Annotated in this window: 14 protein-coding genes; 3 read left to right on the plus strand and 11 right to left on the minus strand. The window is 27.1% G+C overall.

What is annotated here, in order from left to right; translation table 11 throughout:
- Window positions 1-190 precede the first annotated feature (190 nt).
- The 6 genes from GQF29_RS00485 to GQF29_RS00510 all read right to left on the minus strand — a co-directional run bounded on the left by GQF29_RS00485 (window position 191) and on the right by GQF29_RS00510 (window position 4,126).
- Window positions 191-1,504 carry an aspartate kinase gene (locus GQF29_RS00485; protein ID WP_008788784.1) on the minus strand — a complete coding sequence of 438 codons (1,314 nt, stop codon included), beginning with the start codon at window positions 1,502-1,504 and terminating at the stop codon, window positions 191-193.
- Window positions 1,505-1,757: 253 nt separating this feature from the next.
- On the minus strand, window positions 1,758-2,174 hold the full coding sequence (locus GQF29_RS00490) for a zinc ribbon domain-containing protein (protein WP_008788783.1): 417 nt from the start codon (window positions 2,172-2,174) through the stop codon (window positions 1,758-1,760).
- 11 nt (window positions 2,175-2,185) lie between these two features.
- The gene (locus GQF29_RS00495; protein WP_008788782.1) at window positions 2,186-2,767 is read right to left on the minus strand and encodes a xanthine phosphoribosyltransferase; all 582 of its coding nucleotides are present in this window, start codon (window positions 2,765-2,767) and stop codon (window positions 2,186-2,188) included.
- Window positions 2,768-2,775: 8 nt separating this feature from the next.
- Window positions 2,776-3,294, minus strand: a complete 519-nt coding sequence (locus GQF29_RS00500; RefSeq protein ID WP_008788781.1) for a GNAT family N-acetyltransferase — start codon at window positions 3,292-3,294, stop codon at window positions 2,776-2,778.
- A gap of 62 nt (window positions 3,295-3,356) precedes the next feature.
- Entirely contained in the window at window positions 3,357-3,716 is a 360-nt protein-coding gene (locus GQF29_RS00505) for a desulfoferrodoxin family protein (protein ID WP_017144248.1), read from the minus strand.
- Window positions 3,717-3,763: 47 nt separating this feature from the next.
- Complete coding sequence (locus tag GQF29_RS00510) at window positions 3,764-4,126, minus strand: rhodanese-like domain-containing protein (protein WP_054325342.1); 363 nt, start codon at window positions 4,124-4,126, stop codon at window positions 3,764-3,766.
- Window positions 4,127-4,457: 331 nt separating this feature from the next.
- Between GQF29_RS00510 and GQF29_RS00515 the strand changes: the two genes are divergently transcribed.
- Window positions 4,458-5,237 carry a hypothetical protein gene (locus GQF29_RS00515; protein ID WP_008788778.1) on the plus strand — a complete coding sequence of 260 codons (780 nt, stop codon included), beginning with the start codon at window positions 4,458-4,460 and terminating at the stop codon, window positions 5,235-5,237.
- A gap of 45 nt (window positions 5,238-5,282) precedes the next feature.
- Here the strand turns inward: GQF29_RS00515 and GQF29_RS00520 are convergent, their stop codons facing one another.
- Together GQF29_RS00520 and GQF29_RS00525 are read right to left on the minus strand one after the other, a co-directional pair.
- On the minus strand, window positions 5,283-5,486 hold the full coding sequence (locus GQF29_RS00520) for a hypothetical protein (RefSeq protein ID WP_054325343.1): 204 nt from the start codon (window positions 5,484-5,486) through the stop codon (window positions 5,283-5,285).
- 737 nt (window positions 5,487-6,223) lie between these two features.
- Window positions 6,224-6,604, minus strand: a complete 381-nt coding sequence (locus tag GQF29_RS00525) for a desulfoferrodoxin family protein (RefSeq protein ID WP_054325344.1) — start codon at window positions 6,602-6,604, stop codon at window positions 6,224-6,226.
- A gap of 1,090 nt (window positions 6,605-7,694) precedes the next feature.
- On the opposite strand from GQF29_RS00525, the gene GQF29_RS00530 reads away from it, so the two are divergent.
- A complete protein-coding gene (locus GQF29_RS00530; RefSeq protein WP_054688996.1) occupies window positions 7,695-8,030 on the plus strand; it encodes a nucleoside triphosphate pyrophosphohydrolase in 336 nt (111 codons plus the stop codon).
- Window positions 8,023-8,985 (plus strand): HNH endonuclease domain-containing protein, encoded by a 963-nt coding sequence (locus tag GQF29_RS00535; RefSeq protein ID WP_054325346.1) that lies wholly within the window; start codon window positions 8,023-8,025, stop codon window positions 8,983-8,985. The genes GQF29_RS00530 and GQF29_RS00535 overlap by 8 nt, the downstream gene beginning before the upstream one ends.
- 7 nt (window positions 8,986-8,992) lie before the next feature.
- On the opposite strand, the gene GQF29_RS00540 is transcribed toward GQF29_RS00535, so the two are convergent.
- Genes GQF29_RS00540 through GQF29_RS00550 form a run of 3 tightly spaced genes read right to left on the minus strand, consistent with a single transcriptional unit; the run spans window position 8,993 to window position 12,829 of the window.
- Window positions 8,993-11,839: a DEAD/DEAH box helicase gene (locus GQF29_RS00540; RefSeq protein ID WP_160340670.1), complete on the minus strand. Its 2,847-nt coding sequence runs from the start codon at window positions 11,837-11,839 to the stop codon at window positions 8,993-8,995.
- 2 nt (window positions 11,840-11,841) lie between these two features.
- Entirely contained in the window at window positions 11,842-12,228 is a 387-nt protein-coding gene (locus GQF29_RS00545; protein WP_054325350.1) for a (deoxy)nucleoside triphosphate pyrophosphohydrolase, read from the minus strand.
- On the minus strand, window positions 12,215-12,829 hold the full coding sequence (locus tag GQF29_RS00550) for a hypothetical protein (RefSeq protein WP_054325351.1): 615 nt from the start codon (window positions 12,827-12,829) through the stop codon (window positions 12,215-12,217). The genes GQF29_RS00545 and GQF29_RS00550 overlap by 14 nt, the downstream gene beginning before the upstream one ends.
- Between the last annotated feature and the right edge of the window lie 3 nt (window positions 12,830-12,832).

Here is a 12,832-nt window from a genome sequence, read left to right on the forward strand (position 1 = left end):
ACAGATAAAAAACTTAGATATATGAAAAGAAATCACTTTATTGACGAGTCAAAATTCCTTCTTCTCATACCTAAAATCAGTGGGAACAGAGTTAACATCTTAACGAATCTATTTGATTTCTACTCTTTAAGTTTTACTTGCATCTTATCATGAATAAACTCTGTCAAAAAGAAAAATCACCATATGGTGATTAATCAATAAATTCATTATAAATTGCTTTAATAGCTGGTTCAAAATAACAATTTCTAACACCAATAATAATATTTAACTCACTTGATCCCTGATCAATCATCTTGATGTTAATATTTTCTTTAGCAAGGGCATTGAACACTCTCGCAGCTGTTCCTCGACTTGCTTTCATACCACGACCAACGACAGCAATTAATGCCAAATCTGATTCAAGTTCAATCGAATCTGGTTGAACTGCTCGATGGAGTCCTGCCAAAACATCTTGTTCTTTATCAATAAATTCATCAGTATTCACAATAATTGTCATTGTATCAATACCAGAAGGCATATGTTCAAAAGACAAATCATGTGCTTCAAAAACTTCTAATACTTTACGCCCAAATCCAATCTCAGAGTTCATCATATCTTTTTCAATCATAACAGTTGCAAAACCTTTTGTTCCTGCAATCCCAGTAATAACATGGGCAGGTTTATGACATGTGCTTTCAACAATTAAAGTTCCTGGATCTTCGGGATGATTTGTATTTTTTATATTAATAGGGATCCCTTCACTACGTACTGGGAAAACAGAATTTTCATGAAGAACAGAAGCTCCCATATAAGATAATTCTCTTAACTCTTTATACGTAATTGTTTCAATCACATCAGGCTCCTTCACAATACGTGGATCAGCAATTAAAAAGCCAGAGACATCAGTCCAGTTTTCGTATAAATCTACTTTTCCATTTTTAGCAACAATTGAACCAGTAACATCAGAACCACCACGTGAGAATGCTTTAATAATCCCCGAACCATCATTTAATGACCCATAGAATCCAGGTATAACTGCATTTTCAACATTGGCTAAGGCAGCAGATAAAATAGGATCTGTCTTTTCAATATCATAATTCCCATGTTCATCAATAAAAATAACATCTTTAGGATCTATAAACTGAAATTCAAGATAATGAGCTAGAACTTTCCCATTTAAATATTCTCCACGGCTAGCTGCATAATCTTCACCAATTTGATCTTCAAATGCTTTTTTCATGATTTCAAAATCTTCATCTAAAGAGATATTTAATTTTAACCCATCAATAATATCTTGATATCTTTCTTTGATTTCTTCAAATGTTGCATTGAATTCAGATTTGTTTTGAGCACGATAAGCCTTATATAATAAATCAGTCACTTTTGTATCTTCTTTAAATCTTTTTCCTGGTGCACTTGGTACAACAAATTTTCTTTCCTTATCTTCTTTAATAATTTGATATACTTTTTTAAATTGCTTGGCATCTGCTAAAGAAGATCCACCAAATTTAACAACTTTACTCATAAATTCTCCCCTTTTCAATCACATATGTTATACATAAGAATACAATATTCTCATCTCTTTATCAATAGATTTCATATTTAATCAATAAAAGAAGTCATATACTTATTTTTTGAATTCATCTATTTGTTCATCAGTAAAATAATTTCTTCCCATTTTTAACACATCTTTTCTTTAAGTATACAAAAATACCCTATAGATGACACGCTTTTTTATTTCGTGTCCATTCTATAGGATATAGATTCATAAACTTCTTTTATTGTAAGAGATTGTCGTCACCGTCTCTCTCAATTGAACCTGTTAATATCAAAAGTGCATCAATAATACCCCAAACAACAGAAACAAATGTTGTAAGACCAAAGGTCAAAATTCCCATAAAGAATAAAACTATTTGTATAAATCCTTTAGATGAGTAACCTAAATAAAAATTATGAACACCTAAGCCACCTAAAATGATGCCTAATAAAATTGCTACAACTTTTGATTTATAAACTATCGGTTTATTTCTTTCAGGTATGATATGGTAGCCACAAGTTAAACATGTCTCCATATTTCCTTCAATCTCTGCACCACAATTAGGACAATGATTTCTTGGCAAAACTATTTTACTACCACAAAAACTACAAAATTGACTACCCTCTTTAATTTCTTTCCCACAATTTGGACAATACATTTTATCCCTCTTTACTTTCTAAAAGTGATTTCACTTGTTTGGTCATTCATACTTTCAATAATTGCCAATGATTCTAAATGATATCCAGCTTCTCTTATTTTATGGCCACCCTCTTGATACCCTTTTTCAATCACAATTCCAACACCTTCAACAACACCACCAGCTTGTTGAACCAAATCAATCAAACCAAAAATAGCACATCCATTCGCTAAGAAATCATCAATAATTAAAACATGATCATCTTGATTTAAATATTGCTTTGAAACAACAACATCGTTTGTTTTTTGATGTGTATAAGAATCTATACGGGTATGATAAAGTTCATCTGATATATTTGATGTTTTTGCTTTCTTTGCAAAAACAACAGGAACATAACCAAAATGTCTTGATGCCATAACAGCAACACCAATACCACTTGCTTCAATTGTTAATATTTTTGTGATTTTTTTATCTTTAAATAATTCTTTAAATTCTTCTCCCATTTTTTCTAGAAAAGAAACATCTATTTGATGATTTAAAAAACTATCTACTTTCAAGACATTTCCTTCTTTAACAATACCTTCTTTTAATATTTTTTCTTCTAATGCTTTCATAATACTCCTTATACCATTTGTTGATAAACAACTCTAAATATTTGTTTTTTTATTTGGTCAAATGAATAAACATTGATGGATTCCGGATAACTCATCAACATCAGATTCACTTCTGTTGCATTTGACCTTAATGTAGGCTGAATATAATGAAAAGGATTTAAAACATAACCATTTCTTTCATAGAAACCAATGCGACGTTTTGAGATATCATCTGTTGGTTCTTCCACTTCCAATATAAGAAGTTTATGAGGAAATAAAGTTTTCATTTCATCTAAAAGAATACTTCCAATACCTTGTCCACGTACAGATTCATCCACAGCAAAGTTTTCCAAATATACAAAATCATCAAATTCCCAAATAAGCAATGCTCCAGTTAATTTGTTATTTTGATAATAACCATAAACATCAAACTCACCTTTTTCTAATAAAGGAAGCATTTTTTCATATGGTCTTAATTCAGCTGGTATAAATGCTTTTTCAAACAATGCATAGACTTCATCAAACTCTTGTATGTTTAGTTTTTTCATTCTTAATTCCTCCTCTTCCATATTTTAACATATTAAAAAGAACATACAAGTAAAAGTATGTTCTAAGCAACTTCTTTCCATAAACCATGAAGATTACAATATCCATAGACTTCTAATGCTTCATCATCTTCTGACAGTTCAAATGTAACAATAGGTGTATCTAAATATGACAACATTTTGTATTGTCCACCTTGTTTGGTTTTTAAGAAAATCATAGAGATATGATGTTCTTGTGTCATTGGATGCATGACATCACCAACTTTTACTTTCACTTGTTGTTTTTCTTTTGTGATAATTGGTTGGTGTTTTGTTTCATCGCCTTCATGTTTTTCTACAAGAACATGAAGTAATTCTTCACTATCCTGAACTTCTTCATCAAATTGTAGAAAAAAGTTATCATTTTTGTTTTTATAAAAATGCATTTTTATCATCTCCCATTTCATTATGGGTATTTATTACATTTTTATTCTTATTTTTCTATTTCATATGGCCAATCGTTAATTCCACCAAAATCATATACATGTGTATAGCCTAGTTTAACTAATTTTTGTGCTGCTTTTGCACTACGATTCCCACTTCGACAATAAACCAATACAGTTTGATCTTTATCAGGAAGTTCCTGATTGTTTTCTTGAATCTGTGATAAAGGTATTAATTGAGCCTCTCTGATATGACCTTGCTGATATTCGCTTTCTTCTCTTACATCCAAAATAACAACATCTTGTGTTCCCATCATTTCTTTAGCATCTTTTGCTGAAATTGTTTCATATGTAACAGAAGATGTACACCCTACTAAAAAAAGACCTGTAATCATTGCTTTTAAACTTTTCATATGTTTCTCCTTTTCAGTATGACTAATATAAACTACATCATATTTTATACTTAAATCAAATTCTTCCCATTCATAATAGAGATATTCTTTTCTTTATATTATCATGTTTCATATTATCTGACTATTCATATGCAATAGAAATCCAGACAAGGTTAGACATACTTCGCAATTCTTGACATTATTTTATAAATTGTGACTATAAATATTAGACATTATCCTTGCAAATCAAACAAATACTGGCTATATCCTTGAGATTTATGTAAGCGCTTTATATAATAGAATTAACAAAGGCCTTTGCGAATATCTTTATTGCATGAAGGAGAATATAACTATGAAAAAACTGAATAAAGAACAAACATTTCTAACCATTAAGCAACAGATTCTAACACACAATCCAGAATACGTTGCGGAGATTTACTATGCTTTAGGTGCCAATAAACAAGCATTAGAAAAAATAAATGATGTTTATTATGAAATGGTACTCCATAATAATAACGAAAAGGATTCATATATCCAAGACTACAAAAATCAGCTTTATAGCCTTATAAACAATAATCAAAACATTCCACACATTGATTTAACAACAAAATTAACAGATACATTTCACGCTATTAACATGAGTTCTCATGAAACACTTTTATACTGTCATCAAAGTTTCTGGTTACATATCAAAAATCATATCCAAACATTTCATTATCATGATTATCAAGATATTTTTAATAATGAAAAAGCTCAATATCTATTTGAGGACTGGCTAATTGAAGTAGATGAGGATTTAAATCATATCCATCAGACGAAAGAACTTCTTACTATTATTTCAGATATAAAAGAAATGATTAATTTCTCTAATAATCATCATATATTAAGTTTAATTTTAAGCATTGAAGCAGAATGTTATGAACAATTAGGACAAGAAACACAATGTGATTATTTCTATCAGCAGAATATAAAAAAAGAGCCTCATGATCCACAACTTTATCTTGGCTATCTCTTAACTCTCTTTGATCGCTATCATCATCATATATCACAATTCTATCAAAATATTCCTTTTCATCATTTAGATAACTCTCCATCTAAATATGAAATTATTGATTTTATGGAAGAACAGTAAGACTAAAACCCACTATTTTAAATAATGGGTTTCTTTTCATGATAGTTAGTATTCATCAAAATCATCTTCAAAATTATTTTCATAGGCAATTCTTATAACATAATAATCTTCTAAAATCATTTCATTGAATACATCTATATCAAATTCTTCATCATCACAAAATTCTTCAAAATCCATACCTTGATTTGCTAAAATTGCTTCAAAATCTTCTGGTTCATTATCATAATACATATCTAGCAGATAATGCATATCTTTCCATATATCATAACCAGCACCATCAAGAATTCTTAACTTTTCATCATTAAATATATGATTATGAGATTTTATTTCTAAAACAGATATTTCTAATTCTTAGTTTTCTCCATCTTTTTGAGTTCTTTCAGACTAGAAATAGTCTTTTATAACAAATTATAGATTTTCTTATCAAATTCTTTTTCATCAGTATTTCCTGTCATAACTTTAATTAAAAGCATCCGCAATAATCTTTCCATAAAAGTTTTTGTTCAACTTGCAGTAGTTCTTTTTGAATACTTTGAAGAGATTTTTGAATTTTTTTATCTTGAAAATTCATAAGTACCTCATAACAGGCATTTAAATAATGTTCAGTATTCTTATAAAAACTATTCTTACCACCTTTCTATACTCATATCATATTACAAGAATTGCTATAAAAATATTGAAATCAACTTATTATTAATAAAAGTCTTCAGAGTATTTTTATAAAATAAAGGATACTATTGTAGAAATTATCATAATAATTTAAATCAAAAGAAGATAATCATGAAACATAAATATAATAAATACATGACATTATTCTTAAAACCATTAGAGAATATAACAAAATACCTGTTACTTAAATTTTACATGATGGGGAATATTTTATTTAAAATGAAAACCTGCAAAAGAAATGAATACTATAACAATACTTATAAATTTTTTATTGCATATAAAAAGGACAGATTTGTATCTGCCCCTTAATTTATGAATTAAGCTTCAATTTCTGCTTTCCATAATCCATGTAAATTACAATATTCATAAACTTCAACAGTTCCTTTATAACCACCTAATGCAAAAGTTGCAACTGGTTCATCATCAGCTGTTAAATCAGCACGTAAAACTTTATTCCCAACCACTGCAAAGATTGCAGTGATCAAATGTTCTTCTGTCATTGGATGAGCCACTTCTCCAACTTTAACTGTTAAAACATCTCCTTCAATTGATAATACAGGAACATGTTTTTCAGTTGCTGCATCTGTTGTATTGGCAACTAATTCTACCATCGGTTCACCACAACAAACAACTGGTACTCCTTTATCTAATACTTTTTCAACTACATTTCCACAATGCATACATTTGTACAATTTCATATTTTTATTCCTCCTATTTTTTTTACATTTCTATTCTATCATCTATATGAAAAAGGTGCTAATCATATGCACCTTATTTTTTTATCTTATATTTTTTTTAAATAAAAAGTCTCATATATAGCAATCACTATAACAATTCCCTGACATTAACATCAGTTAATTTTATAACAACTGGTGGTTTCCTCTGATTATAGATTGTTATCAATTATAGAGATAAAGCATAGTATAAATCAACTATCTTCATTATTTCAATGGTATAGACAATCCCTATTTCTATATATATATCCATTCCTTAATAGTTTTATTTAAATGACTATAGATTAAATAACTAATAAAAGCAGTTTTTGATTAATAAGAATACATTAGCATTCTTCTTTATTACCTTAGAATAATAATTAAAAGCACTTTCTCTTCTCTATATACTACTTAATTCTCTTTTCTAATTTCTCCCAAAATTTTTTACTCTTTAAAATATCTCATTTTCATGATTTTTCTAATACTAGCAAACAATGATTTTAAACTCCAAATATAATATAATGTAGTATTAAAAATAACTAGTATTATCCAAATAATAGTCCATATTTTATTTTTGTTTTATAACCATATGATAAAAATGGCATTTTAATACTAAATACTGATAATAACATATTCATCATTTATGATACTTTGAATATCCCTGTATTAATAATTTATCTATTTGATTAAATAGAAATAGAGAAATTGATGTCACAATCCTAAATTATACTTTATAATTATTTAAATCCTATTTTATAAAATCCATCATATCTTTAAAACTATTTTTATTTTTCATTATCTTATATGCCTTCAATCCAATAAATACAAATTTATTATATCAGTTTTTAAATCATGTTTATGAGTTCTACAAAACAAGATAGTATATACATTATATATTCATTTAACTTTTACAATTCTGGACTATTATATACTCTGTTTTTATACATACTTATATAAACAAATATTTTTATAAAATTAAAGTTTTTTGGAAAATATTTAAAATTAAATATCTCAAAATCAATTACAATACTAATTTAATCTCATTTATGCTAAAATTTATGAAGAGGTGAGCACAATGAAACATATATATAATAAATTAGTACGCGATAATATTCCTGTAATTATTTCTAAGGATCATAAAACAGCAAAAATTCAAATTTTAAACGATGATGACTATTTAAAATATTTAAAACTAAAATTAATTGAAGAATCTAAAGAAGTCAATACATCCCAAAATAATGTCGAATTAAAAAATGAACTTGCAGATATTTTAGAAGTTATTGAGGCTTTATTAAATTTTTCTCAAATTTCATTACAAGATGTTCTAGAAATTAAAGAGAAAAAGGCTTTAAAAAATGGAAAATTTAACAATCGAATCTTTTTAGAACAAGTGGAGTATACTGATGAATAAATATATTCAAGACTGGCTGGAAATAATAGAAAACATGAATAATGACAATACTTATAAATTAGCATGGGGTAGAGCTATTATTGAAATCGCCATGTCATTAAAAATAGTTGAAGAAAACAATCTCATTAAATTTGAAATGATAGCTTATAAAATGATAAAATATTATTGGAATCAAATCTTTTTCTTCGATTTAAAGCAAAGTGCAAACTCAAAAAAGCCACCTGTCCTAGTCCAACAAGTGGAATTACTCATAAATCAATATAAATTTCTTACAGACTCTTCTGTTCCTATATGGTTTGATAAAGCAGAAGCCATTTTAAAACAAAACAATGATTTTTACTATCGAATAATAAACAAATCTGCTAGAAAGCTTAAAGATGATGTTTCATGGAGATTTATGAATGTTAACAAAAAGACTCTAAATATCTACCATTTAGACAAAGAAAATTTATATATCGTGTTTAACAAACAACAAATAATGCATATACAAGAATATCATTTTATTTTATCTCAACTTCTTAACTACAAATGGGCTCAACTACTAGAAAGGTATAATAATGCGCCTCGCATTGCATCTAAAGTTAAAGGAATATCTTCAAACACATTAAAAAGAAATAACTTATCAAAATACAAAAAATTATTATTAGAAAGCTGCAATTATAATCCAATTGATTTCTATACAGGGGAAAGTTTACAAGAAAATAACATTTCCTTAGATCATGTTATTCCATGGTCATTTATGTATAGTGACGATATATGGAATCTTGTATTCACTAGTAAATCAAGTAATTCTTCCAAATCTAACAATATTCCTAAAGAAGAAATTATAAAAAGATTAAAAGAAAGGAATCAATTATTACTGAATACAATAACTGATCCCAAATATAAAAATGAACTTGAAATTGCAATACAAAATAATTATGTAGATAAATTCTATTTAGCAATCAAACTTTGATTGCTATTTAATTAACAATAAAATCATATATATCCCTTTTAACTGCCTTATCTAGTTGATAAGTAATTTTGCAAATTGGTTTACTCGTCATATATTCTTGCTCAATATTAATAATACGAATTAATCCCAAGTAATAAAATTCCTTTGATCCTTTATCTTCTTTATTTTTTCTGACAAACAAATGTATCTGCGTTTTTCTTTTGGCAGCTTTCGTAAACATTTCCATAGATTTATCGTTGATACGACGATTATTTTTTGACATAGCAACTATTATTTTTGGATTTATAAAATGATCCTCATACTTAATTGTCTCAGATATATGTTCTTCTTTATCATAATTTATAAATACAGGTAACGTATTAGTGCGTTTATCATAATAATAACCACCTATATTTAAAGCAACCATGCCCTTATCCCAATTAAGTAATCTACATATATCTTCATATGTATATTTTTTATAAAGACATAGATCAGTATTCGCATATTTATTGCTATATTCAGACTTATATAAATCAATTGCATAATCAATAATTTCGATAACTTGACTTTTAAAATCTGGATTTTGAAGCAATTTTGAAAACGTTTGAGAAATTTTAAAATCATTATCAATAATGACAGCATCTTGAAATGTCTCTTTAGCAGAACCAGTCGTAAAATTTTGTTGAAGAATATTTCTAATGGTCTCAATACTAATACTTGTCATATCTACTCCATACTCTATCTTCATTCTTTCTTTTAAATATTCTAATAAGTGAGTACGTTTCTCAATAGCAAGCTTAATAGCTTCTAATTCTTGTACTCTTTTACCTGAACTTAATTTCATACTTATAAATCGAAGATATTTTTCTTCTAAAGAATTCAATTTGATTTTATAATCTTTATCATATTTTTTAAGAAATTCATGATACGAACCTAAACGATTATTTTGAAAAATTCTTTGTACATCTATCGCATTATATTTTGAAAAATCAGATAAGTGAGGTATTCTTCCTAGTTTACCTTTCAGTTCAAAATAACTTTCTTTAATAATCTTAATATGATTAAAATTAGCTGAATCAATTGATTCATAAATCTTCTTTTTAGATATTTCATCAAATTGAATAGTAGATGCACCAGGAATAATCAATGAACCTTCTTCAACAAATCGACGCAAATTATCCTTGTTATAATTCAAGCTTCCACTTAATGCTATAGGAATTAAAAAGTTTTTTTCATAATTTCCTATAAAATCAATAACAACAACATATTCCTTATCTTCATGTTTCCTTAGTCCTCGTCCCAATTGTTGGACAAATATAATTGCAGATTCAGTTGGTCTTAACATAACTACCTGATTTACTTTTGGAATATCAATTCCCTCATTAAAAATATCTACAGTAAATATGTAATCTAAGCCATCTTCATTATCAGATTCCAATCTATCCATTGCATCTTGACGCTTTAATTCACTATCATCACCAGTTAATGCAATTGTTTTATATCCACGTTCATTGAATATTTTAGATAATTCAACAGCTTCTTGTTTTCTACTACAAAATATCAATCCATGAACTTTCTTACCAGAAAACCCATAATCATCTATTTTTTCAATGATATAATCTACTCGTAAATCAGAAACAAGTAAATTAAATTCAGTCTTATCGTTAATAATTTGATCGTCAATAACAAGGTCAGTAATACCATAATAATGAAAAGGACATAGCAAATCATATTCCATTGCTTCCTGAAGACGAATTTCGAAAGCTATATTATAATCAAACATTTTATAGATATCAAAATCATCACTTCTTTCTGGTGTCGCAGACATTCCTAGAAGAAATTTTGGTTTAAAATAATCAATTAATTCTTGATATGAATGAGCACCTGCTTTATGAACTTCGTCTATGATTATATATTCAAATTCATTTTGGTCAAATAATTCTCTATATTCTGGTTTATGGATTGTTTGAATTGTTGAGAAAATATAGTCTTTATCTAAATCGCGTTGATTTCCAGAAAACATGCCCATACTCTTATTTTTTATAAGTGACTGAAAAGTTTCCATTGCTTTTAAAGCAATACTTTTTCTATGAACTACGAATAACATTTTCTTTGGATGATAGGCTTTTACATCAAATGCAGCTAAATATGTTTTACCAGTTCCAGTTGCTGAAATTAACAAAGATTTTTGTTTTCCCTCTTTTCTCAAAGCATTTAATGATGATAAAGCTTCCTTTTGCATGTAATTAGGTTTAATATCATACATTTTTGTAATGTGTTTTGTTTTTACAGGTTCAACATAATAGCTCTCATATTCTTCAATCCATAATCCATTTAATTCTTTTGATTCTTTCCATTGATATTCAAATTCATTTTTAATCTGTTCAACAATCTCACCATTTTGATTTGATGTTAAATATAAATTCCATTCTTGATTTGTTGATAAGGCATTTTGTGTTAAATTAGAGCTTCCAATGATGATTTTATATAAATCACTATTTTTAAATATATATCCTTTTGGATGAAAACCAGCTTCTTCATCAAATATTCTTACTTCAATATTTTTAAACTTTAATAATTCTTTAAATACTTTTGGTGAATTAAATCCTAAATATGTTGAAGTAATAATTTTTCCTTTGACACCTCTTTTCTGTAATAAGAAAAGTTTTTCTTTAAGCGTTGCAAGTCCAGACTCACTTATAAAAGCAACAGAAAAATAAAACGATTCACAATTAGCTAGTAAATATTCAAGTTCATATGATAACTTCATATTGTTCTGATAATCATTATATAAAAGTTTCAATCTCAAATCTTTTTGAGAAATATGGTTTTTATCAACCAAACTTGTATATACTGAATCAGATATGTTATCCATAACTATATTCCCCTCTTTCTCAATTCATCAAACACCTCAACATCAGCTGGTACCCATGGTATATTATTTTCATCCAAACTTATCCACATATAATCTGTATGTTCTAATAAATCAATATGATTATTATTTAAATGACACAAATAACAATCCATTTCAAGAATAAAATGATCATATTGATAATGAACATGATAAAAGAAAGATTCAACCTCAATATCAGCATTCATTTCTTCTTTTAATTCCCTTTTTAAAGCATGACTTTGTGTTTCACCTTTTTCTATCTTTCCACCAGGAAACTCATACATCCCTTTAAATTCACCATATCCTCTTTGTGCAATCAATATTTTATTTTGATGTTTTATAATTGCCGCTACTACATTAACAGTCTCCAAACTTCCATCCCTCTTTCATAATTATTTCCATTTCCTCTATGCTTATAAATCTATCAAACAACATTTTACCATCTTTGAATATTAAAAAATAGACATTATCTCTTGTAAATACAACTTCTAATCCTAATTGATATCTATAAATTGAATAAGAGCAAGTTAAATAGCTTAATTTCTTAAAATCATTTTCAAATGTAGGATGTCCAATAGAGTACAATCTTTTATGATGTTTAAGTTCTATAACAATTAAATCATGGTCTATACTTTGTCTCTTATGTATTAAAATATCTGGTATTATTTTTTTATTCTTTTTTAATCTTTTTTGAACCTTTTTATATTCGCATATTTTTTCTGAAAAACAATTATCACATTCTATTCCTATTATTTTTGGATTATTAAAGTTTTTATTATATTCACAATCAACATCAATATTTTTAGAATTTAACAATAATTTTATATAATAAGCAAAAATAAATTCAATACTTCGTTCCATTCCACTATTTTCGAGTAGATATTGCCTATCATTTTCATTATCTATAAGATTTTTTGCTGCGGATATGATATTCATTAAGCAGTTTTCTAGTACATCGTTTTTATTTTTCATGAG

Origin of the sequence: Coprobacillus cateniformis (assembly GCF_009767585.1) — a bacterium.
In the GTDB taxonomy this organism is placed as follows: Bacteria; Bacillota_I; Bacilli_A; order Erysipelotrichales; family Coprobacillaceae; genus Coprobacillus; species Coprobacillus cateniformis.

What these genes read in the sequence shown, in the direction of transcription:
- GQF29_RS00485 (WP_008788784.1), bottom strand. Translation starts at nt 1,504, where the DNA reads ATGAGTAAAGTTGTTAAATTTGGTGGATCTTCTTTAGCAGATGCCAAG.
- GQF29_RS00490 (WP_008788783.1), bottom strand. Translation starts at nt 2,174, where the DNA reads ATGTATTGTCCAAATTGTGGGAAAGAAATTAAAGAGGGTAGTCAATTT.
- GQF29_RS00495 (WP_008788782.1), bottom strand. Translation starts at nt 2,767, where the DNA reads ATGAAAGCATTAGAAGAAAAAATATTAAAAGAAGGTATTGTTAAAGAA.
- GQF29_RS00500 (WP_008788781.1), bottom strand. Translation starts at nt 3,294, where the DNA reads ATGAAAAAACTAAACATACAAGAGTTTGATGAAGTCTATGCATTGTTT.
- GQF29_RS00505 (WP_017144248.1), bottom strand. Translation starts at nt 3,716, where the DNA reads ATGCATTTTTATAAAAACAAAAATGATAACTTTTTTCTACAATTTGAT.
- GQF29_RS00510 (WP_054325342.1), bottom strand. Translation starts at nt 4,126, where the DNA reads ATGAAAAGTTTAAAAGCAATGATTACAGGTCTTTTTTTAGTAGGGTGT.
- GQF29_RS00515 (WP_008788778.1), top strand. Translation starts at nt 4,458, where the DNA reads ATGAAAAAACTGAATAAAGAACAAACATTTCTAACCATTAAGCAACAG.
- GQF29_RS00520 (WP_054325343.1), bottom strand. Translation starts at nt 5,486, where the DNA reads ATGCATTATCTGCTAGATATGTATTATGATAATGAACCAGAAGATTTT.
- GQF29_RS00525 (WP_054325344.1), bottom strand. Translation starts at nt 6,604, where the DNA reads ATGAAATTGTACAAATGTATGCATTGTGGAAATGTAGTTGAAAAAGTA.
- GQF29_RS00530 (WP_054688996.1), top strand. Translation starts at nt 7,695, where the DNA reads ATGAAACATATATATAATAAATTAGTACGCGATAATATTCCTGTAATT.
- GQF29_RS00535 (WP_054325346.1), top strand. Translation starts at nt 8,023, where the DNA reads ATGAATAAATATATTCAAGACTGGCTGGAAATAATAGAAAACATGAAT.
- GQF29_RS00540 (WP_160340670.1), bottom strand. Translation starts at nt 11,839, where the DNA reads ATGGATAACATATCTGATTCAGTATATACAAGTTTGGTTGATAAAAAC.
- GQF29_RS00550 (WP_054325351.1), bottom strand. Translation starts at nt 12,829, where the DNA reads ATGAAAAATAAAAACGATGTACTAGAAAACTGCTTAATGAATATCATA.